The organism is Chelatococcus sp. KU-N122, from assembly GCF_055391085.1.
Genome location: NZ_AP043981.1, coordinates 934,583 through 958,705 on the forward strand (window position 1 = coordinate 934,583; position 24,123 = coordinate 958,705).

Sequence of the window (24,123 nt, forward strand, 5' to 3'; positions counted from 1 at the left end):
GGCCCGAGGCCTCCGGTGGCAACGTGGCTGAGACGATGCTCTCGTCAGAACGGATAGTGCTGGGGACCCGTCTCGATGGTGATCCAGCGCAGGTCGGTGAACTCGGCGATGCCGGCCTGGCCGCCGAAGCGGCCGTAGCCCGAGCCCTTCACCCCGCCGAACGGCATCTGGGCCTCGTCGTGCACGGTCGGCCCGTTGATATGGCAGATGCCGGATTCGATGCGCCGGGCGACGGTGAGCGCCCGGGCGACGTCGCGGCCGAACACCGATGCGGCGAGGCCGTAGTCCGTGTCGTTGGCGAGACGGATGGCGCTCTCCACACCATCGGCCCGGATCACCGAGACGACCGGCCCGAAGCTCTCCTCGCCGTAGATCCGCATGGCCGGGGTCACGTGGTCGAGCACCGTGGCGGGCACCACGGTTCCGGCCCGTGCGCCACCCGCGACCCGCACCGCCCCGCGGCTCACCGCATCCTCGATCAGGTCGACGACCCGCCGCGCCGGTGCCTCGTCCACCAGCGAGCCGATGACCACCGGGCCCGAACGCGGATCGCCGGCGGGCAGCGACTCCGCCTTTCTCCCGAGCTTCTCGACGAAGCGATCGGCCACGGCCGCATCGACGATCACCCGCTCCGTCGACATGCAGACCTGCCCCTGGTTGATGAACGCCCCGAAGGCCACCGCGTCGACGGCGGCGTCGAGATCGGCGTCGTCGAGCACGATGACCGGGGCCTTGCCGCCGAGCTCGAGCAGCGCCGGCTTGAGGTGCCGTCCCGCCAGCTCGCCGATGATGCGGCCGACGCGCGTGGAGCCGGTGAAGTTGACGCGCTTCACCGCAGGATTGGCGATGATGCGCTCGACGATGGCCGCCGCATCCGCCGGCGCGTTGGTGAGCACGTTGACGACACCGGGCGGAAAGCCCGCCTGGCGAAAGACCTCGCCGATCAGCCGGTGCGTACCGGGGCAGAGCTCGGAGGCCTTGAGCACGGCCGTGTTGCCGCAGGCCACCGGCACCGCGACCGCGCGCACGCCGAGGATGATCGGTGCGTTCCAGGGGGCGATGCCCAGGCACACCCCGGCGGGCTGGCGGACGGCCATGGCGATGCATCCGGGCTTGTCGGAGGGGATGACCTCGCCGCCGATCCGGGTGGTGAGGGCGGCCGCCTCACGCAGCATCCCGCCCGCCAGCCTCACATTGAAGGCGGACCAGATCTCGGTGGTGCCGATCTCCGCCATCATGGTGCGCACGAAGTCGTCGCGCAGGCTCTCGAGCCGGTCCGCCGCCGCCAGGAACAGGGCGCGCCGCTCGCTCGGGCCGACGACCGACCAGGCCGGGAAGGCGGACGCCGCCGCGGCGACGGCGGCATCCGCGTCCTCCAGCGTGGCGGCCGGTGCTCGGGTCGCCACCTCTCCGGTCAGCGGATCGATGCGCGCGAACACTTTTCCGTCGCTCGCGGCCCGCTCGCCGCCGCCGATCAGAAGGCTGATGGTCATGGGATTCCTCCGGCAATTCTCTGGGCGGGGCTTCACTCGGAGAGCGGTTCGTGGCCGGTCTCGCGCACCAGGCGGAGCGCGGCCATAGCCGCCACCGCGAGCGCCACGTAGTACGCGATGATCGCGGTGACCGTGCCGGTGCCGGCGTAGAGCGCCGTCGCGATCAGGGGCGCAAGCCCGGCGCCGAGCACGCTGCCGAACTGCTTGCCGATCGAGACGCCGCTGAAGCGGATCCGGGTGGGGAACAGCTCCGGGAAATAGCTGCCCTCGGTGCTGAACATCAGCGGGTGAATGAGGCCCGCGGCGATGACCACGGCGGCGGTCACCAGCAGCGGGTCGCGCGTCGCCAGAACATCGAAGAAGACGAACATCGAGGTCGCGGCCAGGACGAGGCCGGCCAGGAAAAGCCCCTTGCGGCCGATGCGATCCGACCAGGCGCCGATGACCAGCACCGCGATCAGCCCAGCCACGTTGGCGAGCAGGACCGCCTGGGTCATCACATCCTTGCCGACGCCGAGCTGGCGCGTCGCGAAGGACAGGGTGAAGATGGCCGTCAGATAGAAGTAGGAAGTCTGTGCCATCTCCGCGAACAGGACGGCCAGGATCGGGCGCGGATGGCGCCTCAGCGCTTCGAGCGCCGGCATCGCGACCGTATGGGAGACCCGGCGGAACGTCGCGCTTTCCTCGATGCGCAGGCGCGCGTAGAGGCCGAGCGCGACGAGGATTCCGCTGATCAGGAACGGCACGCGCCAGCCCCACGCAAGCAGATCGGCCTCCGGCAACGTTGCGATCGCCATGGCGGCCAGCGACGCGAGGACGACGCCGAGCGGACCGGCGGCCTGAATGACCGCGGCCGAGAAGCCGCGCCGGTCATCGGGCGAGGTCTCGATCGCCATGAGGATGGCGGCGGTCGACTCGCCGCCGAGCGCCAGCCCCTGGAGGAAGCGCAGCAGAACCAGCGCGAGGGTGGCAGCGACACCGGCGGCCGCGTAGGTCGGCAGGAGGCCGATCAGGACCGTGGCGATACCCATCATAAGGAGCGTGCAGAGGAGGGCCGACTTGCGGCCCACCCGATCGCCGAAGTGGCCGAACACAAGCCCGCCGAGGGGGCGGGCGAGAAAGCCGACCGCGAAGGTCGCGAACACGGCCATCGTGGCGGTCAGCTGATCGAATTTTGGAAAGAACAGCCGATCGAACACCAGCGGGCCGACGAACGCGTAGACGAAGAAGTCGTACCACTCGATCGTGGTGCCGACGGCACCGGCGACAAGTATTCGCCGGCGGGAGCTGGCGCTGCCGGGCGCGTCGGCGACCGCGAACGTGTCTCGCTTGTACTTGAGCAGGTCATCTGTCGACACCGCTTCCTCCCGTGATTTTTATGATTGATGCGTTTTCCGGCCTGCGCTCGGCTTCGCTGCCAAGTCGTTCGACCGAAATATCACCTCCGAAAGCGTTGGAGGGCATCATTCAATACTGTGGACATGCAGCCGCGCTTCGCGTCTGGATCGATCCTGCCCAGTCGCGCGGCGCGCTATCGGCGACGATGCGGCCACGGGAGGCGCCGTCGGGCACGCTTCGCCTGCGCGCGGACGACGACCACTCGCGTCGAAGCTGTCGAATGTCTATCGCAGCAGATCACCACATCCGCGCGAGACATGATCTATCGCGGACTGAACTCTTTCGAGCCGCCAGTGGCCTGTCGATTCTTGCTCTAAACGAGATCCCTCGCGGCTGGCAGCCGCTTTCCGGGACCATGCCGTCGCGCGGATAGGCCATGGCGCATCTCCCTGCGATGTTTGATCGCATAGTAAGGTCACCTGACCAAATTAGTCAAGCAGCCTGACTAAATGATCACGCATCGAGCGTGTCGAACAGCGCGCCGTAGGCCGCAAGCCCCCGCGCGATCACGTCCATGGTCTCGTTGCCGAGTTCCGCGCGCATCTCGCGCTCGGCGATGTCGACCGCGGCCCGAAAGGCATCGAGCCACGCCAGGCCGGTCGGCGTGAAGGTGACGAGGCGTGCGCGCCGGTCGCTCGGATCGACCGAGCGGACGACCAAACCGAGCGCCGCGCATTGATCGACCAGCTCGCCCATGGCCTGCTTGCTCATCGCGGCGCGACGGGCGAGTTCGGTCAGACGCGTGCCGTCGACGTCCAGATTGCGCGTCAGGCTGATATGGGCGATCCGCGTTTCGCCATGGCCGCTCTCGCTCATCAGATCGAGGACGCGACCCTCGAAGCGGCGGACCGCATTATTGAGAAAACGACCGATATTGGCATGACGCCAAGCCGTTACCGAGCGCGTGGTCTTCAAAAGCCTTCACATCCGAATCGACAGCCGTCGTCCCACGTCTAACACATCCGCACACGCGAGCGGGCGTCGTGGGCGGGACGGCTTGGCGCAACCTCTGGCGACGCAAGCAAAAGGCACGTCAGCCGCGGCGGGCCCCGCTCCGTCACTTCACCATGGGGCAGCCGCCGTCCGCCATGGGCCGGAACGCCTTGTCGGCCGGCACGGTCGCCACCAGCTTGTAGTAGTCGTAGGGATACTTCGATTCCTCGGGGCGCTTGACCTCGAACAGGTGGATCGGATGGATGCCGCGGCCGTCCGGCCGCACGGCGAAGTCGCCGAACAGCTTGTCCTGGAACGGCGCCTTCTTCATCTCGGCCACCACCGTCTTGGCCTCGTCGCTGCCGGTGGCCGCGACCGCCTTCAGATAGGCCATGGTGGCCGAATAGACGCCGGCCTGGTTGCTGCTCGGCATCTTGCCGCCCATGCCCGGCCGCGCGCCGAAGCGCTTGCCGAAGGCGCGCGTATCGTCGTTCAGGTCCCAGTAAAAACCTTCGGTCAGCAGCAGGCCCTGGGCATTCTTCAGCCCCATGGCATGCACGTCGTTGATGAAGGCGAGGAAGGCGACCAGCTTCTGGCCGCTCTTCTGCAGGCCGAACTCGGCCGCCTGCTTGACCACGTTGATGGTGTCGGCGCCGGCGTTGGCGAGCCCGATCACCTTGGCCTGCGAGGTCTGCGCCTGCAGCAGGAACGAGGAATGGTCGGCAGTGTCGAGCGGGTGCTTGGCCGAGCCCAGCACCTTGCCGCCGTGCTTCAGGATGTAATTGGTAGCCTCCGCCTCGATGCCCTGGCCGAGGGCGTAGTTGACGGTAATGAAGAACCAGGTGTCGCCGCCCCGCTGCATCATGGCGGCGGCGGTGGTGTTGCCGGTGGCCCAGGCGTCGTTGACCCACTGCACCGTGTTGGGCGAGCAGGCCTTGCCGGTGAGATCGGAGGTCGCCGTGGCCGAGGCCAGGAAGGCCATCGGCGTGTCGCGCAGAAGCGAGTTGACGGCGAGGCCGACCGAGGAGTTCGGGACGTCGACCACCGCGTCGACCTTGTCGACATCGAGCCAGCGGCGGACGATGGCGGAGCCGATGTCGGGCTTGTTCTGGTGATCGGCGAAGACGATCTCGACCTTGATGCCCTTGCCGCCGCCGGCGAAATCCTCCGCCGCCATACGTGCGGCCTCGACCGAGCCCATGCCGTTGGTATCCTGGAACGGACCCGACATGTCGGTGAGCACGCCGACGCGAACCACCCCGTCCGAGGTCTGGGCCGCGGCCGCGCCGGTCCACGCCAGCGACGCCGCCAGCGCCCAACAGGCAATCCTCATCTGATCCTCCCCTGGGTCTCGTCGCTGTTATGCTCAGACCACTTGCCCGCCGACAGCGCAATCGGACCTTCGGACGAGCCTCCTGCCCGCTCGGCGCTGCCGGTCCGGCCGATCGCGGGATCGGCGCGCCTGCGTCTGCTCAGCTCTCGTCCGGGAGGCTCTTCAGGATCTCGGCGGCCTCGGCGAAGGCCGTGTTGGCGGCCGGCACGCCGGCGTAGATCGCCGTCTGCATCAGCACCTCCTTCAGCTCGTCGCGCGTGAAGCCGTCGCGCGTCAGGCCGGCGCGCACGTGCAGGCGGAACTCCTCCCAGCGCCCGAGCGAGGCGGTGATGGCGACGACGAGGAGGCGGCGGGTGCGGTCGTCGAGCCCTGGCCGGCCCCAGATCTCGTGCCAGGCGATGCGGGTGATCATGGCCTGGAAGTCGGCGTTGAACGGCGTGCGCCGGGCCAGCGACTGGTCGACCCAGGCATCGCCGAGCACACGCCGACGATTGGCGAGGCCCGCCTCGAACAAGGTATCGGCCGCGGCCTCCGCCGGCCCGGTCGGCAAGAGCGTACGGCGCAGCGCGGCGGCCAGCTCCGCCGGAGCCTCGACCGGGGCGAGATGGGCCGCGTCGAGGTGCACCACCTGGGCGCCGGGCACCGCGGCGGCGATGTGGTCGCCGTGGCCGGCGAAAGGTGTCGACACGTCCCGGTCGCCGGCGACGACGACACATGGCACAGCGATGGCGCCGATGCGATCGATCAGCTGCATGTCGCGGATGGCGGCGCCGGCGCCGATGTAGCCGGCCGGCGGCATGGCGACGAGGCCGGTGCGAAAGCCGGCCGCGATGCCGGGGTGGGCGCGGACGAAGCCCGGCGACAGGAAGCGGCCCATCGCGAGGTCGGCGATGGCGGCCATGCCGCCGGCGCGGATCATGGCGATACGGTCCGCCCAGGCGGCCGGGTCGAGCGCGGCGGAGGTGCAGACGAGGCCGAGCCCGGCGACGCGTTCCGGCGCTGCCAGCGCCGTCTCCATGGCGATCATGCCGCCGAGCGAGACGCCGGCGATCGCCGCGCGCGCGACGCCGGCCGCATCCATGATGGCGAGGACGTCGGCAGCGAGGCCCGCCAGCGTGTAGTCGCCCGCAGGCGCATCGGAGGCGCCGTGGCCGCGGGTATCGATGCGCAGCAGCCGGAAGGCCGGCAACAGGTGCGGCACGGCGCGGTCCCACAGGCTCATGTCGGTGCCGATGGAGTTGAGCAGCACCAGCGCCGGCCGCTCCGGGGCGCCGTCGAGCTTCCAGTACAGGCGGGTGCCGTCGCGGACGGTGAAGGGCATCAGGAGGGCCTCCGGTAGGCGGCGATGAGAGCGGCGACGATAGCCGGCGCTTCGCCGATGTCACGGCCGATGCCGGCATTGTCCAGGTTGCGGGCGATGGCCGCGTCGTCGATGTCGAGGCCCTCGGCCACCGTCGCCATGGCGTCGGCCGCGCCGGCCGCCAGCATGAACAGCTCGGCCAGGGCCGGCCCTTCCGCCTGCCAGCCACCGAGCCCACGCTCCTGCTCCTGCGGCAGCCCGGCGAGCACGCCGGCGACGAGGCCCGGCGTCCGCACGGCTGCGGCGAGGGCGATCTGGCACCCGGTCGGATTGCGCTTGTGGGCCATGGCGGAGGAGCCGCCGCGGCCGGGCACCGCCGGCTCGCGTGCCTCGCCGACGGCGTTTTGCGCCAGCAGGGCGACGTCGCGCGCCATCTTGGCCACGGCCCCGACGACGATGCCGAGCGCCGCGGCGAGGCCGGCCACGCCGTCGCGCCGGCCATGCCATGGCCCCGGCGGCAGCGCCAGGCCTAGGGCCGCGGCCATGTGGGCGGCGACCTTCTGGCCCTTGCCGCCGAGGCCGGCGCGGGTGCCGGCAGCGCCGCCGAGCTGGAGCGCGATCGACGCCGCGGCCTCGCGGGCGAGCCGGGCGCGGGCGCCGGCAATGCCCGCCAGCCACTGGGCGATGCGCAGGCCGAAGCCGATCGGCAGCGCGTCCTGCAGCAGCGTGCGGCCGACCGCCGGCACCGCGCCGTAGCGCTCGGCGAGCGGCGCCAGCGCCGCCTCGAGGCGGTGCAGATCGGCGTCGAGGAGGCCCGTGGCCACCTTGGCCTGGCTCATCAGCACGGTGTCGGCGAGGTCCTGGCTGGTGGCCCCGTGGTGCACGGCCTTGGCCGCCGCCGGATCATCCGCCAGGGCCTGCCGCAGCCGCGCCACCAGGGGGATCGCCAGGGTGCCGGCGAGCGCCGCCTGGTCGGCGACGTCAGCTGCATCGATCTCGATCGACGCACAGGCCCGGCCGATGGCCGCCGCCACCGGCGCCGGGATCAGCTTCTCGGCCGCCTCGGCGCGCGCCAGCGCCGCCTCGAAGGCGAGCGCGGCCACCAGCGTCGACCGGTCGTCGAAGGCCGCCAGCATCGCCGGCGTGGTCGCCGGCCGCAGCCGGAGCAGGGAGGTCGTCACAGGTCGAAGAAAACGGTTTCGTCGGCGCCCTGCAGCACGATGTCGAAGCGCCAGACCCCGTCCGCCACCGGCTGGGCGACGAGGGTGGCGCGTCGCTCCGCCGGCACCAGCGACAGCACCGGATCGTCGTCGTTGCCCGCGCCGTCGGCAAAGTAGAGCCGCGTCGCCAGCCGCTTCAGCAGGCCGCGGCCGAACACGGAGACGGCGATGTGGGGGGCCTGCAAGGTGTTGCCGGACCCCGGCACGCGCCCGGGACGGATGGTGCGGAAACGGTAGACGCCCTCGGCGCTGGTGGCGGCGCGGCCGAAGCCGATGAAGCCCGGGTCGAGCGCCACGTCACTGCGCGTGTCGTCGGGGCTGGCGTAGCGGCCGGCGGCATTGGCCTGCCAGATCTCGACCATGGCGTCCGGCACCGCCTGGCCCTCGCCGTCGAGGATGCGCCCGGTGATCTCGATCACCTCGCCCTCCGGCTGGCCGTGCGGTGGCGACACGTTGAGGACGTAGTGATCCTCCGGGAACAGGTCGGGCCGCGCCCCCATGTCCGACCGGCCGACGAGATCGGCGCCGCCCTTCCACGGCAGGCCGTAGTGGAAGAACGGCCCCACCGTCTGCGACGGCGTCTGGCCGAAGAGCTCCGGGCTCTGATTGTCCAGAATCTGGCTTTCAGTGGCCATGGTTGTCCTCCATGGGCGTCGCCTGCCGGCCGCGCAGCACGATGTCGAACAGGTAGCCCAGCGCCCAGTTCGGCACCGTCGTGTCGATATCGAAGCGCACCACCAGCCGCTGCCGGAAGGGCATCGGCACCGCATTGGCGATCGGGTCGATCTCGATCAGCGGATCGTCGGGGAAATAGAGCTGCGTCACCAGGCGGGTGGCGAAGCCGGGCCCGAGCAGCGACAGGTGGATGTGCGCAGGCCGCCAGGCATTGTGGTGGTTGCCCCAGGGATAGGCGCCGGGCCGGACGGTGACGAAGCGGTAGCGCCCCTCCGCGTCGGTGACGACCCGGCCGGCACCGGTGAAGTTGGGATCGAGCGGCGCGTCCCAGTTGTCCTTGCTGTGGATGTAGCGCCCGGCCGCATTGGCCTGCCAGATTTCGATCACCGTGTCCGGCACGGGCCGCGCGTTCTCGTCGAGCACGCGGCCGGAGACGACGATGCGCTGCCCCTGCGGCGGCCCCTTGTGCTGGGTGGTGAGGTCGGCGAGCGACAGGCCCATCAGCCGGTCCCAGCATCCGGCGGGGCCGGTGACCTCCGTCAGCGTCGACGGGATGCGCACCAGCGGCTGGCGCGGGCTGCGCAGCACCGTCGAGCGATAGTCGGGATAGAGCGACGGCGGCTGCCCGGCGTCCTCGCGCGCATAGGGGATCACGAGCGTCATGGGTTGTCTCCCTGGGCCGGTGGGCTGGCAGCAGGCCCTGTGTCAGGCCGGCTCGCGCTGGCGGACGGTGCGTTTCTCGATCCGCTTCTCGTAGCGCTCGCCCTTGATGATGCGATTGACGTAGATGCCGGGCGTGTGGATGCAATCCGGATCGAAGCTGCCGGCCTCAACGATCTCCTCGACTTCGACCACGGTCACCTTGGCGGCCGTCGCCATCATCGGGTTGAAGTTCCGCGCCGTCTTCCGGTAGATCAGATTGCCTTCCGGATCCGCCTTCCACGCCTTGATGATGGCGAGATCAGCCCTGAGCCAGCGCTCGCGCACGTAGAGCTCGCCGTCGAAGGCCTCGACGGGCTTGCCCTCGGCGACGACCGTGCCCACCCCGGTCTTGGTGTAGAACGCCGGGATGCCGGCGCCGCCGGCGCGGATGCGCTCCGCCAGGGTGCCCTGCGGGTTGAGCTCCAGCTCGAGCTTGCCGGACAGATACAGGTTCTCGAACAGCTTGTTCTCGCCCACGTAGGACGAGATCATCTTCCTGATCTGGCCGTTGTTGAGCAGCATCCACAGGCCGAAGCCGTCGGCGCCGCAATTGTTGGAGATGATCGTCAGCTCCCGGGTGCCCGCATCGCGGATGGCCGGGATCAGGTTTTCCGGATTGCCGGACAGGCCGAAGCCGCCGGACATGATGGTCATGCCGTCGAACAGCACGCCGTCGAGCGCTGCGGCGGGGCTGTCGTAGATCTTGCTGATCATGCTCGCTCCAGTGTGGGCGCGGTTTCCCCGGGGCTTACCGCACGAGCGGCAGCCCGACGTAGTTCTCCGCCAGCGAGCGCTGGGCCGCCGGCGAGGTGCGAATATAGTCCAACTCCGCCATTTGCAGGCGGCGGGAGAAGCCGTCCATATCCGGGAAGCGGTGGGTGACCGAGGTGTACCACCAGCTGAAGCGTTCCGCCTTCCACACCCGGGCGAGCGCGCGGGCCGAATAGTGGTCGATGCCGGCCGTGGAGCCGGAGGTGAAAAAGGCGGTCAGAGCGTCGGCGAGGACGACCACGTCGGCGACGGCGAGGTTGAGGCCCTTGGCGCCGGTCGGCGGCACGATATGGGCGGCGTCGCCCGCCAGGAACAGCCGGCCCCAGCGCATCGGCTCGGCCACGAACGAGCGCAGCGGCGCGATCGACTTCTCGAACGAGGGCCCGCGCGTCACCGTCGCGGCGCCCTGCCGGCCGAGGCGCAGGCAGAGCTCGTCCCAGAAGCGGTCGTCGGTCCAGTCTTCGAGCTTCTCGTCCAGCGCGCACTGGATGTAATAGCGGCTGCGCGTGGGGGAGCGCATGGAGGCCAGCGCAAAGCCATGGGCATGGTTGGCGTAGATCAGCTCGTGGCCGGCCGGCGGCACGTCGGCGAGGATGCCGAGCCAGCCGAACGGATAGACGCGCTCGTAGACCTGCAGCACATCGGCCGGAATGGCCGAGCGGCTGATCCCGTGGTAGCCGTCGCAGCCGGCGACGAACGAGCAGTCGAGCCGCTGCGCGATGCCGCCCTGGGTCCAGGTGACGACGGGCCGCCGCTCGCTGTCGAGGTCGTGCAGCGCCACCCCCTCGGCATTCCAGACGATGGGGATGCCGCGCGCGTCGGCGGCGTCGAAGAGGTCCTTCATCACCTCCTGCTGGCCGTAGACGGTGACCGTGGAGCCGCCGGTCAAGGCCGCGAGGTCGATGCGGAAGATATCGCCGTCGAGCGCGAGATTGATGCCCTCGTGCACCAGCCCCTCCGAACGCAGGCGCTGGTCGAGGCCGAGGCGGCCCATCAGGTCGGCGGTGATCTGCTCGAGCACGCCGGCGCGGACGCGGTTCTCGACGTAATGGCGCGTGCGCTGCTCGATCACCACGACCTGGACGCCGGCGGCGTGCAGCAGATGGGCGAGGAACATGCCGGCCGGGCCGGCGCCGATGATGGCGACTTGGGTGCGTAAGGTTTGGGTGCGCAAGGTTTGGGTGCGCAAGGTTTGGGTACGCAGGGTCTCGCTCCTCCCGATCGCATGGCGCGTTATGCGAATGAGAATAGATCGGCTGTCGACTCTGGCCATGGACAGCCGGCGCAAAACCTTGGACAAATCGTCGATATCAGACCAATGAGGCAGTGATGGCGACGGGCTCCACGACAGCCGTTCCGACCTTCTATCTCTATGGTGAGGCGCACCGGGCCGTGGACGAGCGCTTTGTCCACGTGGAGGCGCTGGACGACCGGTCGCGGCCGAGCGAATGGACGATTCGCCCCCACGCCCACGCCGAGCTGAACCACGTGTTCCATATTGCCGGCGGCGGCGGCACCATGCTGGCCGAGACGCGGTCGTTCGACTTCGTGGCCCCCTGCCTGCTGATCATCGCTGCCGGAACGGTGCACGGCTTCCGCTGGCACACCGAGTCCAGCGGCTCGGTCGTCACTGTCGCCACCGCCCATTTGCAGGACCTGGCCCGCCACGACGAGGATCTGCGCCGCCTGTTCCGCGCCGCCGCGGTGGTGCCGCTGGACGCAGCCCAGCATGCGGCGATCGCCGCGGCCACGGCGCGGCTGATGCAGGAGCTCGGCTGGGCGGCCCTCGGCCACCGGGCCGCGGCCGATGCGGGCCTGCTCGACCTCCTGGTCACGGCGCTGCGTGCCCGGCATGTCCAGACGCCGGACGACGCGGACGGCGCGCTGCTGCGCGGCTACCAGGCGGAACTGGTGGCGCGCCTGCGGCAGCGCATCCAGGAGCGGTTCCGCCTGCGCGAATCGGTCGAGACCCATGCCCGGGCGCTGGGGGTGACGCCTGGCCGGCTGCGCGCCGCCTGCGCCCGCATCGCCCGCCAGGCGCCGTCCGACATGCTGGACCAGCGCGCCCTGCTCGAGGCCAAGCGCGCCCTACTGTACTCCAACGCCTCGGTGGCCGAGATCGGCTACGCCCTGGGCTTTCCCGATCCGGCCTATTTCTCGCGCTTCTTTACGCGGCATGTCGGCCAGCCGCCCACCGCCTTCCGTTGCGCGCGCGTGGGCCAGCAGCCTTAGAACGGGATGATTTATCTTCGAATCATCATCCCGCTCTAAGTCTTTGTTTTGAGCATGATCTTGTCCAAAAACCGGCGTCCACTTTTTGGAATCATGCTCGAACGCGGCACCAGTCGGCGCCATGCAAGAGGCCCAATTTTCGTATCAGCTCGAAGGACGCGTTCCCCGCGCGTCCGGGAGAAGACAGGCCCGATGATGCTGACACGGCGGCACCTCCTGCGGGCGACCGGCGTTGCGCTCGCGACGACGTTCCTGACGACGAGCTACGCCTTCGGCGTCGAGCCCTTCAGGCTGGCGCTGCAGCGCTACCACCTTGTGCCGCCACGCTGGCCGGCGGGCCTGTCGCTGACCATCGCCGCCCTGGCGGACATCCACGCCTGCCAGCCCTGGATGAATGCCGATCGCATCCGATCCATCGTGGACGCCACCAACGCGTTGAACCCGGATCTGATCGTGCTGCTGGGCGACTACGCCGCCGGCCACCGGTTCGTCACCGAGTGGGTGCCTGCGGCGGAATGGGCGGACGCCCTGGCGCCGCTCGCGGCGCCGCTGGGCGTCCATGCCATCCTCGGCAACCACGACTGGTGGGAGGACAGGACGGCCCAGCGCGCCGGCGCGGGCCCGGTCGTCGGCCAGCGGGCCCTGCAGCGGGTCGGCATTCCCGTCCTGGAGAACGATGTCGTGCGGCTCCAGAAGGATGGCCATGCCTTCTGGCTGGCCGGGCTGGGCGACCAGCTTGCCCTGCTCCCCGCCCGGGGATGGGGCCGCCGCCGCTATCGCGGTGTCGATGACCTGCCGGGGACGCTGGCCAAGGTCCGCGGCGAGGAGCCCGTCATCCTGCTGGCGCACGAGCCGGACGTCTTCCCGCAGGTGCCGGAGCGGGTGAGCCTGACGCTGTCCGGCCACACCCACGGTGGCCAGATCCGGCTGTTCGGGTACTCGCCGGTGGTGCCATCGCGCTTCGCCAACCGCTACGCCTATGGCCATGTGATGGAGCGGGGCCCCGCCGGCACGCCCAAGCACCTGATCGTCTCCGGCGGCCTCGGCTGCTCGATCATGCCGGTCCGGATCGGGGTGCCGCCGGAGATCACGCTGATCACGGTGCAGGGCCGGCCGGCGCCGGCTGGGAGCTGAGGTGCGCGGCCGCTTTCGTCGTGCAAAGGTCAGCATCAGCCGCTAGTCATGTCGCGATCGCAGGTGCGCCGGGAGGAAACACGCCCATGTCCAGCAAGGTCAGCCCGCTCGCGGGCAAGCCCGTCGATCCCGCCAAGCTCGTCAACGTCGCCAAGCTGGTGACGGCTTACTTCTCCCTCAAACCGGATGTGGCCGAGCCCTCCCAGCGCGTCGCCTTCGGCACCTCCGGACATCGTGGCTCGGCCTTCGATGCGGCCTTCAACGAGGCCCACATCCTCGCCATCAGCCAGGCCATCTGCAACTACCGCAAGAAGCAGGGCACCGACGGGCCGCTGTTCATCGGCAAGGACACGCACGCCCTGTCCGAGCCGGCGCTGGCGAGCGCCATCGAGGTGCTCGCCGCCAACGGCGTCACCACGATGATCGACGCCGACGGCGGCTACACGCCGACGCCGGTGATCTCCCACGCCATCCTCACCTACAACCGCGGGCGTAGCGCGGGCCTGGCCGACGGCATCGTCATCACGCCTTCGCACAACCCGCCCGAGGACGGCGGCTTCAAGTACAATCCGCCGCACGGCGGGCCGGCCGGCGCCGACGCCACCGACGAGATCCAGCGCGAGGCCAACGCGCTCATCGCCGGCGGCCTGAAGGACGTGCGACGCCTGCCCTACGCCCAGGCGCTGAAGGCGCCGGAGGTGCGCAGGTACGACTTCATCACCCCCTACGTCGCCGATCTCGCCAACGTGGTCGACATGGAGGCGATCCGTGCCAGCGGCGTGCGCATCGGCATCGACCCGCTGGGCGGCGCGGCCGTCCACTACTGGCAGCCGGTGATCGAGCGCTACCGCATCGATGCCACCGTCATCAACGATGCCATCGACCCGACCTTCCGCTTCATGACCGCGGACTGGGACGGCAAGATCCGCATGGACTGCTCCTCGCCCTATGCGATGGCGCGGCTGATCGACCTGCGCTCCAAGTTCGACGTGGCCTTCGCCAACGACACCGACTCCGATCGCCACGGCATCGTGGTGCCCTCCGCCGGGCTGCTGAACCCCAACCATTATCTCACCGTGGCGATCTCCTACCTGTTCGGCCATCGCCCGCGGTGGGCGGCCTCGGTCGGCGTCGGCAAGACGGTGGTGTCGAGCAGCAGCATCGACCGGGTCACCGCCAAGCTCGGCCGCAGGCTGGTCGAGGTGCCGGTCGGCTTCAAGTGGTTCGTCGAGGGCCTGCTCGACGGCTCGCTCGGCTTCGTCGGCGAGGAGAGCGCCGGCGGCTCCTTCCTGCGCCACGACGGCACCGCCTGGACCACCGACAAGGACGGCCTGATCCTGGGGCTGCTGGCCGCCGAGATCACGGCGACGACCAAGCACGACCCGGGCCAGATCTACGACGAGCTGACCGCCGAGATCGGCCGGCCGTTCTACGAGCGCATCGACGCGCCGGCGACGGCCCAGCAGAAGGACGTGCTGAAGAAGCTCTCGCCGGAGCAGATCACCCAGCAGACGCTCGCCGGCGAGCCGATCACCCAACGGCTGTCGAAGGCGCCCGGCAACGGCGAGGCCATCGGCGGCATCAAGGTCTCCACCGCGGACGGCTGGTTCGCCGCCCGCCCGTCCGGCACCGAGGACGTCTACAAGATCTACGCAGAGAGCTTCCGCAGCGCCGATCACCTCCGGCAGATCCAGCAGGAGGCGCAGGACATCGTCTCCGGCGCCTTCGCAGCGGCCGTCAAGTCGGCGGCGGAATAGCGAAGTATTCATAGTCGGATTCGATCCGGCCCGATCGGGCCGGTCCCCAGGTCGACGCTGTCCAAGTCGATGAATGGCCGGGTCGAGCCCGGCCACGACGGCGGTCGGCCGCCGCGGCGCCGTGCGAACCCGGATTGGGCGGCGCGCACGAAGCAGCAAAGACCAGACATACTTTTCTGCAATCGGCAGAATTTTCGACTCATCCTCGACACCGAAAAGTCCGAGCCGACCGGAGATTTGGAGCCGGTGGCTCATGCGGACGGGGGCGCCCCCTCGCCCGGCCGGCGCGGCCTACACGGCCCGCGGCCGCGGCGCGGACAAGTCAGAGGATCTCTCTTGGTATTCACCTCGTATGCCCAGAACTTGGAAGACGTCATGCTCTGGCGGGCATTGGGAGACCAGAAAGCCGGGTTCTACATCGACGTCGGCGCCGCCTGGCCGACAATGCACTCGGTAACCTATGCGTTTTACCAGAGAGGATGGAGCGGCATCAACGTCGAGCCGAACGAAGAGCTCCATTCTCTTCTGGCGATTCGTCGCCCCAAGGACGTCAATCTCGGCACGGCGGTGTCGAACTACGAGGGGACCGCGGCCCTCTGGCTGATACCGGACACGGGCCTGTCGACGCTCGACGAGGACATTGCCGCGGGCCACGCGGGGCGCGGATTGCGCCCGCAGCGCCGCCAGGTCGGCGTCACCACCCTGCGGCAGCTGTGGGACCAGCACGTCCCCGAGAGCCAGGCCGTGCACTTCCTGAAGGTCGACGCCGAGGGCTCCGAGCGGCAGATCCTGGAAGCCAACGACTGGTCGAAGCATCGGCCCTGGATCGTCGTCGTCGAAGCAACCCGGCCTCTCAGCTCCGCCGAGAACCATGAGCCGTGGGAGCCGATACTCTCGTCGGCGCACTATGTCCTTGCCTATGCCGACGGCCTGAACAGGTTCTATGTGGCGTCCGAGCACGACGAGCTGCTCGTGCGCCTGCGGCATCCACCGAACGTCTTCGACGACTATGTCCTCGCCGAAGTCCTCGAGCTCCGGGGCGAGATCGAGCGCGCCCGGGGACGGGCGGAGGAGGCGGAACGGCAGACCGAGACGCTGTCCACCCATGTGGAATTCTGCGAGACCTTCGTCCGGCAGCTGCAGGGCGAGCTGGCGCAGGTCTACGCCAGCGCCTCCTGGCGCCTGACGTCGCCCTTGCGACGGTTCAACCCCGAGCACATGCTTCGCGCGGCGCTCCCGGCGCGCAGGAACGGCGGATCGCCGACATCCGCGGCGGTGCCGCATGGCCCGGCGGTCGCTCCGCCGCCGGACTTCGAGCGCCTGCGGATCGGCGGCCTGACCCTGAACTTCGAGCGAAGCGCGCTCATGGACCGGCGCGGCATCGGCCGGGCGAGCCGGGAGCTGCTGGCGGCGCTGCGCGCACTGGCGCCGCCGTCGTCCGGCCGCCACGAGCCGAGCGATGCGGAGGTCTCGTTCTATCCGTCGATCCATTGGTGTCCGCCCGATCCCGGCCCCGCGGCGATCGTCATGATCCACGACGTCATCCCGCTGATCCTGCCGGACCTGTTCCCGCGCGAGACGGTCAGGGACTGGGACGGCAGGTTCCGCACCGCCGCTCGCAACGCCCGCCACATCGTGACCGTCAGCGCATCGAGCGCGACCGACATCGCCCGGCTGCTCGACGTCCCGCGCGAGAAGATCACCGTCGTTCCCAACGGCGTGACGCGGCTGCCGGTGGCGGCGGACGGGAGCCTCGCGCTGCCGACACGGCCCTATCTGGTGTTTCTCGGTTCGAGCGATCATCACAAGAACATCAGGGTCGTCTTCGACGCCCTGGCCGACCCGGCGCTGGCCGGGATCGAGCTGGTGATGATCGGCGAGAACCAGGCCGATGCATCGCTCATCCGCAAGACGGCACTGGACAAGCGCGTGCACTTTGTCGGCCGCGTGCGCGACGACGAGGTCGGCGCCCTCCTGACGCAAGCCGTCGCCCTCGTCTGCCCGAGCCTGTACGAGGGCTTCGGCTTGCCGCCCTTCGAGGCGGCGCTCCTCGGCGTCCCCTCGATCTGCAGCCGCCGGCCCGCCATGGACGAGCTGCTGGAGGGCTGCGCGCTGTTCGCGGACCCGACGCTCGGCTCCGACTGGGCCCGGCAGATCGAGCTGCTGGCCCAGGACGGCGCGCTTCGCGCCCGACTCGGCGCCGCAGCGAAGGCGGTCGCCGAAACGTTCACATGGGCCAGCGCGGCAGCGGGCCACGTCGCGCTCGCGCGGCAGGTGAGCCTGGAGAGCAGCGTCGCTCAGCAGCCGGCCGTCATGGGATGGAGCGGAGCTAGGCCGCCAGCAATGCACCTGCCTCCGCCAGGCTGACCGCGCCATCGCCGAGCAGACGCTCGTTCAACGTGTCCTCGGCCGGCCCGGCCGAGGCGGCCAGCGGATCCTGCGGCGCCAGGCGGTGGTCGACCACGAGGCGCGACAGCAGCAGGCGACGGGCATCGCCACGCTGCGCGTGGATGCGCCCGCCTTCCCAGGCGAAGGCCACGGCGCTCGCCACATGGTAGAGCGCGCTGGTGGCGCGCCGTGCATCGGCCTCGCTGGCGGCGTCCGCCGCCACCTGGCGCGCGAAGGCGATGGCACGGTCGCTCAGGCCCCGCAGGCGATCGCGCCAGCCGGCCGGCACGCCCTCCATGTCGTCGATGCGGGCATGGAGGTCGGCCGCCAGAGCCGCCTCGGCACCGTGGCGGCGCACGGCCCGGGTCAGCGCATCGAGCGCCACGATGTTGCCGGTGCCCTCCCAGATCGAGCCGAGATGGGCATCGCGCAGCAGCCGCGGCGTAGCGAACTCTTCGATGTAGCCGGTGCCCCCGCGCATCTCCATGGCGTCGCCGCAGACCTTGCGGGCATCGCGCGTCGCCCGGTATTTCAGCGTCGGCGTCAGCACGCGCAGCAGCGCCGCCGCCTCCTGGCTGCCGGCCTCGGCCCGGTCGAGTGCGGCCGCGGTGAGGAAGCTCAGCGACACCGCCTGCTCGGTCGCCAGCATGATCTTCATCAGCTGCCGGCGGGCCAGCGGCAGGTCGACGATGCGCCGGCCGAACACCACCCGGCCGCGCGCCACGGTGTTGGCGTCGTGGTAGGCCCGCCGCATCAGGGCCGCGGACTTGACGCCATTCGACAGCCGCGACCAGTTCACCATCTCCGCCATCTGCACGAAGCCGCGGTCGAGCCGGCCGACGGCGTAGGCGACGGCGCCCTCCAGCTTGATCTCGCCCGAGGCCATGGAGCGGGTGCCCAGCTTGTCCTTCAGCCGCACGATCCGGTAGTGGTTGGGCGAGCCGTCATCGAGCAGCCGCGGCATCAGGAACAGCCCGACGCCGCGCGTGCCGGGGGGCGCCCCCTCCGGTCGGGCCAGCAGCATGATGGTGCGGGCGTCCGCGTTGGAGCAGAACCACTTCTCGCCGTGGAGGCGCCAGGCGTCGCCGTCCGGCACGGCCCGGGTGGTGAGGGTGCCGACGTCGGAGCCGCCCTCCTTCTCGGTCATGAACTGGCCGCCCTGGGTGAGGCGCGCCATGTCGGTCTGGGTCAAGCCGTCCAGGTATTTGGCCTTGAGCGCCTCGTCGCCGAAGCGCGACAGCAGGCGGGCGGCGCCGTCGGTGACGTTGATCGGGCAGCCCATCCCGAACTCGGCCTGATTGAACAGGAAGGTGAAGGCATGCTTGGCGACGGCGGGATAGGTGTCCGGCCAGCCCAGGATGCCCTTGCGGTGCGACATGGCGTGGATGCCGAACTCGCCGTAGGCGGCGCGCTCCAGCTCGCGGTAGGCCGGATGGTACTCGATCCACTGCGCGTCGCGGCCGAAGCGGTCGCGGTGGTGCAGCACCGGCCCGTGCCGGTCGGCGAGCCGGGCGCATTCGTCGAGCGGGCCGCCGGCCATGGCGCCGAGCCGGTCGAGGTGCGGCTCGACATGCCGGAACAGCTCGTCCGGCAGATGCAGGCGCAGCAGATCGGCGAGCGCCGGATCGGCCCGGTAGAAGTTCAGGCCGGTGGTGTCGGGGGCGAGGAGGCTCGAGCGGTGGTCGTCGGATGCGGGCATGATCGGCTTGCTGACGAAACGGGCCCCGATCTAATCATCTGCCGCGCGGCAAGCAAAGGAAGGGCGCGGGGCCGCCCGCGACGGGAGCAGTCATGCAAGGTTCTGCTGTGGGTTACGGGGTTGCGGATGGCATCGCCCGCATCGTTCTGAATCATCCGCCGGTCAACGCGCTGGACGACGCGGGGCTCTCGGCCCTCATCGGCTGCCTCCGTCGTGCTGCTGCCGACGACGGCGTGCGCGCCGTCCTGCTGACCAGCGCGGTCCCCGGCCGCTTCTCGGCCGGCCTCAACCTCAAGGCGCTGTCGGAGCAGCCTGCGGCCGCGATCCGCGCCCTGGTGCGCAAGCTCTATGTCGAGCTCTACGACGCCCAATACGAGCTCGGGAAACCCTCGATCGCCGTCGTCGCCGGCACGACGCGCGGCGGCGGCATGACCATGGCGATCTCCTGCGACGTCATCATCGCTTCGGCGAGCGCCACCTTCGGCTACCCGGAGATCGACAACGGCCTGCTGCCGGCGATCCACTTCGCCCACCTGCCGCGCATCATCGGCCGCCACCGCGCCTTCGAGCTGCTGTTCAGCGGCCGCCCGTTCGGCGCCCAGGAGGCGTTCGACCTGGGGCTGGTGAGCCGCGTCGTGCCCGACGGCGAGGCCGAGACCGCGGCGCTGGACCTCGCCCGCACCTTCGCCGCCAAGCCGGAGATCGCCGTGCGCCTCGGGCGCGCCGCCTTCCTGCGCCAGAACGATCTGGACTACCGGCGCAGCGTCGCCGCGGCGGTGGAGGATTTCGCCACGGTCAGCGCCACCGACGAGGCGCGCGCCGCGCTGCGCGCGTTCGCGCAAAGGCCGCGCAAGGACGCCTGACAGCTCCCCACGCCGTCGTGGCCGGGCTTGGCGCGCCAGGGCTGCGGCGCGCCCTTCACGAGCGTGCACTGCCGGCCCACCTGCGTCATATGTTTCGCCACGTCACGACGACTCGCACTGCCATCCCGCCGCCATGGCCGGGCTTGACCCGGCCATCCATCGCACTGGCAAGACTCAGCCCGCCAGGGGCTGGCCGAATCGTGGCGTTCCTCAAGGAGATGAATGGCCGGATCAAGTCCGGCCATGACAGCGGGAGGAGAGACGCCCCTCCGTCACTCCACCTCGTCCCAGCTTGTGCCGTTGAAGCGCTGCAGCTTGATGAACTCGACCACATTGTAGTCGGTGGGGCTCGTATTGATGATGCTGCCTGGGATCAGCACTGGAATGCGGAAATCCTTGAGGTTGGCGGCCTGCTTCATGATGTTCTCGCGGGTCAGGTCGTCGCCGCACTGGCGCAGCACCTGCTCCATGGTCTTGGCGTAGGCGTAGCCGACGATGTTGAGGGTGTCGGCCGGGTCGGCGCCGGGCATGTATTCCTTCATCCACTGGAACCAGGCCTGCACGTCCGGGTCGTTGGCCCAGCGCGGGTCGGTCGCCTCCTTGATGAAGCCGCCGGTGATGACGCCCTTGGACGCCTCCAGGCCCGCCGGCTTGAACGTCGAGCCGATGTAGGCCGAGCCCAACGTCAGGTAGGTGGTGGGCCGCCAGCCCATCTCGTAGGTCTTGCGGATCGCCTGCGCCGCCTGCTTGGCATAGGTGAACAGGAACAGGGTGTCGGCGCCCGAGTCCTTCAGCAGCACGATCTGCGAATCCACCGTCGGGTCGGTCGCCTGGAAGCTCTGGGCGCTGACGACGAGACGGTCGGCGTCGGCGCCGAGGCCCTCCTTCAGGCCGGCCAGCAGCTCCTTGCCGAAGTCGTCGTTCTGGTAGAGCACGCCGATCTTGGCACCGGGCGTCCGGCGCGCCACCTCCTTGCCGTAGAACACACCCTCCCGATGCAGGGTCGGCTGCCAGCCCATGGTCCAGGGGTAGTGCGCGGGATCGTTGAAGGTCTGCGAGCCGCCGGCGACGAACAGCTGCGGCACCTTGGCCTTGTTGAGGTAGGCGCGCGAGGCGAGATTGTTGGCAGTGCCCAGCGTGCCGAAGATGGCGGCCACCTCCTCGCTCTCGACCAGCCGGCGTGTCGCTTCGAGCGACTTCGGCGGGCTGTAGCCGTCGTCGAGCGCCACGAGCACGACCTTGCGGCCGTTGATGCCGCCCTTGTCGTTGACCGACTTGAAATAGGCCTGCTCGGCCCGGCTCAATTGGCTGTAGGCGGAGGCCGGCCCGCTGAACGGCATGGCCTGGCCGATCTTGATCTCGGTGTCGGTGACGCCGGGGCCATATTGCTTGGTTTGCGCATGGGCCGGCGCGGCCAGAGCCGCGGCCAGCGCCGCACCCGCCACCACCCTGCTCGCAGACCGGATACCGATTCGCCGGATGCCGATTCGCCGGATACCCATTCGCAAAGCCGTACCTCCCGAAGCGTGCCTGCTTGTTGGACGCGCCGGGATGACCGCTCGGGCGCCGCTCGGCATGCCCATAACGTAATTTATGTTACTTAGGAAGAGGCTGTTTCGCCCGCGCCGTCGCCACGCGGCGCAACGCTATTTTTCGACGAAGGCCTTCTCGATGACGAAGTGGCCCGCCTGGGTCTGGCTGCCCTCGATGAAGCCGCGCGCCTCCAGGAGGGCACGCGTGTCGGCCACCATCTGCGGGCTGCCGCACAGCATCAGCCGGTCATGGGCAGGATCGAGCGGGGCGAGGCCGAGGTCGCAGGCGAGCTTGCCCTCGGCGATCAGGTCGGTGATGCGGCCGCGGTTGCGGAAGGGCTCACGCGTCACCGTGGGATAGTAGATCAGCTTGGCGGCGATCTCCTCGCCCAGGTATTCATCCGCCGGCAGATGCGTGGCGATGGTCTCGCCGTAGGCGAGCTCGCTGACCTGCCGGCAGCCGTGGATCAGCACCACACGCTGGTAGCGCGCGTAGGTCTCGGGATCGCGGATGATCGACATGAACGGGGCGAGGCCCGTGCCGGTGCCGAGCAGGTAGAGGGTGGCGCCGGGCAGCAGGTTGTCGTGGATGAGGGTGCCCGTGGCCTTACGGCTGACCAGGATGGGGTCGCCCACCTTCAGATGCTGGAGGCGCGAGGTCAGCGGGCCGCACGGTACCTTGATCGAGAAGAACTCCAGCTCGTCGGCGTAGTCGGGGCTGACGATGGAATAGGCCCGGAGCAACGGGCGGCCGTCCACCTCCAGGCCGATCATGGTGAACTGGCCGGCCTGAAAGCGGAAGCCCGGCTGCCGCGTGGTGCGGAAGCTGAACAGGGTGTCGGTCCAGTGGTGCACGTCGAGGACGCGCTCCTGGTTCAGGTTGCTCATCGCCACGGGCTCCGGGGCTGGTTCGGGGTCAGGTCAGCCGGGCGTCGCCGGGCTTTCGGAAAAGAAGCGGGCGAGCTTGTCCGGCTCGCCGTCGAAGGCCGCGGCATCGGCCGGCGGCTCCTTCTTCTCGGTGATGTTGGGCCACGCCGCGGCCATACGGGCATTGAGCCTGAGCCACGGCTCCAGACCCGGCTCGGTGTCCGGCTTGATCGCCTCGGCCGGGCACTCCGGCTCGCACACGCCGCAGTCGATGCACTCGTCCGGATGGATGACGAGCATGGTCTCGCCCTCGTAGAAGCAGTCGACCGGACAGACTTCGACGCAGTCCATGTACTTGCACTTGATGCAATTCTCGGTGACGACGTAAGTCATGCGCAAGTGAACTCGACGTTGCGATGACTTTGTGTAGGGGTACCGGTGTCGACGCGCCAGCACAAGCGGGTTATGGCGACAATTAGTTGCCGAAATGGGCTCGCGAGCCCTATAGGCGTCATGGCCGGGCTTGACCCGGCCATCCATCTGACTTGAGAAAAACCCAAGCAAGCGGGCGCTGGCGCAGCGTCGTAGTCCTGAGTGGATGGATGGCCGGGTCAAGCCCGGCCATGACGAAGCTGAGGCCGCTACAGCGCCGCGGCGAGGCTCTGGCCGTGCATGTCGATGGCCAGGCCGTTGAGCGCGTCCTCGTTCACCTCGCTGCCCATCGCCTTGAGGCTCTCCTCGCGGATCAGCGCGAGCAGGCCGCGCCGGAGCTGGAGGAACTCCGACGAGGTGGTCATGGCGGGCTTGCGCGGCCGCTCCAGCGGCACGGCGATCTCGGCCTTGATGGTGCCGGGACGGGCCGTCATCACGTAGACCCGGTCGGACAGGAAGATCGCCTCGTCGATGTCATGGGTGACGAACAGCACGGAGATGCGCAGCTTCTGCCACAGGTTGGTGAGGATCTGCTGCATGATCAGCCGCGTCTGGGCATCGAGCGCGCCGAACGGCTCGTCGAGCAGCAGCACCTTGGGGCCGGTGGCCAGCGCCCGCACGATGCCCACCCGCTGCTTCATGCCGCCCGACAGCCGGTCGGGATACTGGTTCTCGAATGCCGTGAGCCCGGCGAGGCCGAGCAGGGTGCGCGCCGCCGCCTCGCGCCGGGTGCGCGGCATGCCCTTCATCTTCAGGCCGAACTCGACGTTCTGGCGCACCGTCTTCCACGGAAACAGCGAGTACTGCTGAAACACCATGCCGCGGTCGGCACTGGGCCCGCGGATCGCCTCGCCGTCGACGGTGACGCGGCCGCTGCTCGGCTTGAGGAAGCCGGCGAGCGCGTTGAGCAACGTCGACTTGCCGCAGCCGGACGGGCCGATGATGGAGACGAACTCGCCCGGGCTGACGCCGAGCGACACGTCGGTGACGGCCTCGACCGTCTCGCGCGCCGTCTCGTAGCGCAGGCCGAAGTGCTCCACCTGGATGTGGCCACGGCCGGGCACTGCTGCCGCGTCGTCCGTAAGCCGGTTTGGCGCTGACGCCATGGTCGTCTCCTTGCTGTTAGCGATTCTGGCGGCCCGCCAGCGCTCCAACCGCGCACCTCGCCCCGCTCGCGGGGAGAGGTCGGAGCGCGCAAGCGCAGCTTGCGTGCACCGGGTGAGGGGGGCTGCCGGAAAGGACTCCGGCCCGGTCACGGCGCTCTGGAAGCCCCCTCACCCCTGCCCTCTCCAAGAAGAATGCGGCTTGCCGCATTCTTCAGCTCTCTGAGTGCGCAAGTCGGGTAGAGCCGACTTGCGTTGAAGCGGGGCGAGGGCGCGCAGGGGCTCCGTCGG

Annotated in this window: 20 protein-coding genes; 5 read left to right on the forward strand and 15 right to left on the reverse strand. The window is 69.6% G+C overall.

Translation table 11 applies throughout. The features are described 5' to 3' along the window. Positions 1 to 44 precede the first annotated feature (44 nt). The 10 genes from ACZ5PO_RS04200 to pobA all read right to left on the reverse strand — a co-directional run bounded on the left by ACZ5PO_RS04200 (position 45) and on the right by pobA (position 10,999). Positions 45 to 1,493: an aldehyde dehydrogenase gene (locus tag ACZ5PO_RS04200; RefSeq protein WP_464190573.1), complete on the reverse strand. Its 1,449-nt coding sequence runs from the start codon at positions 1,491 to 1,493 to the stop codon at positions 45 to 47. A gap of 32 nt (positions 1,494 to 1,525) precedes the next feature. Beyond that, positions 1,526 to 2,851, reverse strand: coding sequence for an MFS transporter (locus ACZ5PO_RS04205; protein ID WP_464190575.1), 1,326 nt, complete (start codon positions 2,849 to 2,851; stop codon positions 1,526 to 1,528). Positions 2,852 to 3,344: 493 nt separating this feature from the next. Continuing rightward, the gene (locus tag ACZ5PO_RS04210; protein WP_464190577.1) at positions 3,345 to 3,806 is read right to left on the reverse strand and encodes a MarR family winged helix-turn-helix transcriptional regulator; all 462 of its coding nucleotides are present in this window, start codon (positions 3,804 to 3,806) and stop codon (positions 3,345 to 3,347) included. A gap of 142 nt (positions 3,807 to 3,948) precedes the next feature. Beyond that, a complete protein-coding gene (locus ACZ5PO_RS04215; RefSeq protein WP_464190579.1) occupies positions 3,949 to 5,157 on the reverse strand; it encodes an ABC transporter substrate-binding protein in 1,209 nt (402 codons plus the stop codon). A gap of 139 nt (positions 5,158 to 5,296) precedes the next feature. Further along, the gene (gene pcaDC / locus ACZ5PO_RS04220) at positions 5,297 to 6,478 is read right to left on the reverse strand and encodes a bifunctional 3-oxoadipate enol-lactonase/4-carboxymuconolactone decarboxylase PcaDC (protein ID WP_464190581.1); all 1,182 of its coding nucleotides are present in this window, start codon (positions 6,476 to 6,478) and stop codon (positions 5,297 to 5,299) included. Further along, positions 6,478 to 7,638, reverse strand: coding sequence for a lyase family protein (locus ACZ5PO_RS04225; RefSeq protein ID WP_464190583.1), 1,161 nt, complete (start codon positions 7,636 to 7,638; stop codon positions 6,478 to 6,480). The genes pcaDC and ACZ5PO_RS04225 overlap by 1 nt, the downstream gene beginning before the upstream one ends. Next, positions 7,635 to 8,312, reverse strand: coding sequence for a protocatechuate 3,4-dioxygenase subunit alpha (pcaG, locus tag ACZ5PO_RS04230; RefSeq protein WP_464190585.1), 678 nt, complete (start codon positions 8,310 to 8,312; stop codon positions 7,635 to 7,637). Before pcaG ends, ACZ5PO_RS04225 begins: the two co-directional genes overlap by 4 nt. Next, the gene (pcaH, locus tag ACZ5PO_RS04235; RefSeq protein WP_464190587.1) at positions 8,302 to 9,015 is read right to left on the reverse strand and encodes a protocatechuate 3,4-dioxygenase subunit beta; all 714 of its coding nucleotides are present in this window, start codon (positions 9,013 to 9,015) and stop codon (positions 8,302 to 8,304) included. The genes pcaG and pcaH overlap by 11 nt, the downstream gene beginning before the upstream one ends. 42 nt (positions 9,016 to 9,057) lie before the next feature. After that, a complete protein-coding gene (locus ACZ5PO_RS04240) occupies positions 9,058 to 9,768 on the reverse strand; it encodes a CoA transferase subunit A (RefSeq protein WP_464190589.1) in 711 nt (236 codons plus the stop codon). Between the two features lie 34 nt (positions 9,769 to 9,802). Further along, on the reverse strand, positions 9,803 to 10,999 hold the full coding sequence (gene pobA, locus ACZ5PO_RS04245; RefSeq protein WP_464190591.1) for a 4-hydroxybenzoate 3-monooxygenase: 1,197 nt from the start codon (positions 10,997 to 10,999) through the stop codon (positions 9,803 to 9,805). Between the two features lie 155 nt (positions 11,000 to 11,154). Between pobA and ACZ5PO_RS04250 the strand changes: the two genes are divergently transcribed. From ACZ5PO_RS04250 to ACZ5PO_RS04265, 4 genes are all read left to right on the forward strand, one after another. Beyond that, positions 11,155 to 12,057 carry a helix-turn-helix domain-containing protein gene (locus ACZ5PO_RS04250; protein ID WP_464190593.1) on the forward strand — a complete coding sequence of 301 codons (903 nt, stop codon included), beginning with the start codon at positions 11,155 to 11,157 and terminating at the stop codon, positions 12,055 to 12,057. A 195-nt stretch (positions 12,058 to 12,252) separates the two neighbouring features. After that, positions 12,253 to 13,191 carry a metallophosphoesterase gene (locus ACZ5PO_RS04255; RefSeq protein WP_464196664.1) on the forward strand — a complete coding sequence of 313 codons (939 nt, stop codon included), beginning with the start codon at positions 12,253 to 12,255 and terminating at the stop codon, positions 13,189 to 13,191. An 86-nt stretch (positions 13,192 to 13,277) separates the two neighbouring features. After that, positions 13,278 to 14,948: a phosphoglucomutase (alpha-D-glucose-1,6-bisphosphate-dependent) gene (gene pgm / locus ACZ5PO_RS04260; protein WP_464190595.1), complete on the forward strand. Its 1,671-nt coding sequence runs from the start codon at positions 13,278 to 13,280 to the stop codon at positions 14,946 to 14,948. 336 nt (positions 14,949 to 15,284) lie between these two features. Beyond that, entirely contained in the window at positions 15,285 to 17,315 is a 2,031-nt protein-coding gene (locus ACZ5PO_RS04265; protein ID WP_464190597.1) for an FkbM family methyltransferase, read from the forward strand. Here ACZ5PO_RS04265 and ACZ5PO_RS04270 read toward each other — a convergent pair. After that, positions 17,278 to 19,035, reverse strand: coding sequence for an acyl-CoA dehydrogenase family protein (locus tag ACZ5PO_RS04270; protein WP_464190599.1), 1,758 nt, complete (start codon positions 19,033 to 19,035; stop codon positions 17,278 to 17,280). The genes ACZ5PO_RS04265 and ACZ5PO_RS04270 overlap by 38 nt on opposite strands. 92 nt (positions 19,036 to 19,127) lie before the next feature. Here ACZ5PO_RS04270 and ACZ5PO_RS04275 point away from each other — a divergent pair, with 92 nt between their 5' ends. Continuing rightward, positions 19,128 to 19,898, forward strand: a complete 771-nt coding sequence (locus tag ACZ5PO_RS04275) for an enoyl-CoA hydratase/isomerase family protein (protein ID WP_464190601.1) — start codon at positions 19,128 to 19,130, stop codon at positions 19,896 to 19,898. 272 nt (positions 19,899 to 20,170) lie between these two features. Here the strand turns inward: ACZ5PO_RS04275 and ACZ5PO_RS04280 are convergent, their stop codons facing one another. From ACZ5PO_RS04280 to ACZ5PO_RS04295, 4 genes are all read right to left on the reverse strand, one after another. Continuing rightward, a complete protein-coding gene (locus ACZ5PO_RS04280; protein ID WP_464190603.1) occupies positions 20,171 to 21,343 on the reverse strand; it encodes an ABC transporter substrate-binding protein in 1,173 nt (390 codons plus the stop codon). A 201-nt stretch (positions 21,344 to 21,544) separates the two neighbouring features. Continuing rightward, on the reverse strand, positions 21,545 to 22,318 hold the full coding sequence (locus tag ACZ5PO_RS04285) for a ferredoxin--NADP reductase (RefSeq protein ID WP_464190605.1): 774 nt from the start codon (positions 22,316 to 22,318) through the stop codon (positions 21,545 to 21,547). Positions 22,319 to 22,351: 33 nt separating this feature from the next. Continuing rightward, entirely contained in the window at positions 22,352 to 22,690 is a 339-nt protein-coding gene (gene fdxA / locus ACZ5PO_RS04290; protein ID WP_464190607.1) for a ferredoxin FdxA, read from the reverse strand. 248 nt (positions 22,691 to 22,938) lie between these two features. Continuing rightward, complete coding sequence (locus tag ACZ5PO_RS04295) at positions 22,939 to 23,835, reverse strand: ABC transporter ATP-binding protein (RefSeq protein WP_464190609.1); 897 nt, start codon at positions 23,833 to 23,835, stop codon at positions 22,939 to 22,941. Positions 23,836 to 24,123: the final 288 nt, after the last annotated feature.

What these genes read in the sequence shown, in the direction of transcription:
- ACZ5PO_RS04200 (WP_464190573.1), bottom strand. Translation starts at nt 1,493, where the DNA reads ATGACCATCAGCCTTCTGATCGGCGGCGGCGAGCGGGCCGCGAGCGAC.
- ACZ5PO_RS04215 (WP_464190579.1), bottom strand. Translation starts at nt 5,157, where the DNA reads ATGAGGATTGCCTGTTGGGCGCTGGCGGCGTCGCTGGCGTGGACCGGC.
- pcaDC (WP_464190581.1), bottom strand. Translation starts at nt 6,478, where the DNA reads ATGCCCTTCACCGTCCGCGACGGCACCCGCCTGTACTGGAAGCTCGAC.
- pcaG (WP_464190585.1), bottom strand. Translation starts at nt 8,312, where the DNA reads ATGGCCACTGAAAGCCAGATTCTGGACAATCAGAGCCCGGAGCTCTTC.
- pcaH (WP_464190587.1), bottom strand. Translation starts at nt 9,015, where the DNA reads ATGACGCTCGTGATCCCCTATGCGCGCGAGGACGCCGGGCAGCCGCCG.
- ACZ5PO_RS04240 (WP_464190589.1), bottom strand. Translation starts at nt 9,768, where the DNA reads ATGATCAGCAAGATCTACGACAGCCCCGCCGCAGCGCTCGACGGCGTG.
- ACZ5PO_RS04250 (WP_464190593.1), top strand. Translation starts at nt 11,155, where the DNA reads ATGGCGACGGGCTCCACGACAGCCGTTCCGACCTTCTATCTCTATGGT.
- ACZ5PO_RS04255 (WP_464196664.1), top strand. Translation starts at nt 12,253, where the DNA reads ATGCTGACACGGCGGCACCTCCTGCGGGCGACCGGCGTTGCGCTCGCG.
- pgm (WP_464190595.1), top strand. Translation starts at nt 13,278, where the DNA reads ATGTCCAGCAAGGTCAGCCCGCTCGCGGGCAAGCCCGTCGATCCCGCC.
- ACZ5PO_RS04270 (WP_464190599.1), bottom strand. Translation starts at nt 19,035, where the DNA reads ATGCCCGCATCCGACGACCACCGCTCGAGCCTCCTCGCCCCCGACACC.
- ACZ5PO_RS04275 (WP_464190601.1), top strand. Translation starts at nt 19,128, where the DNA reads ATGCAAGGTTCTGCTGTGGGTTACGGGGTTGCGGATGGCATCGCCCGC.
- ACZ5PO_RS04285 (WP_464190605.1), bottom strand. Translation starts at nt 22,318, where the DNA reads ATGAGCAACCTGAACCAGGAGCGCGTCCTCGACGTGCACCACTGGACC.
- fdxA (WP_464190607.1), bottom strand. Translation starts at nt 22,690, where the DNA reads ATGACTTACGTCGTCACCGAGAATTGCATCAAGTGCAAGTACATGGAC.
- ACZ5PO_RS04295 (WP_464190609.1), bottom strand. Translation starts at nt 23,835, where the DNA reads ATGGCGTCAGCGCCAAACCGGCTTACGGACGACGCGGCAGCAGTGCCC.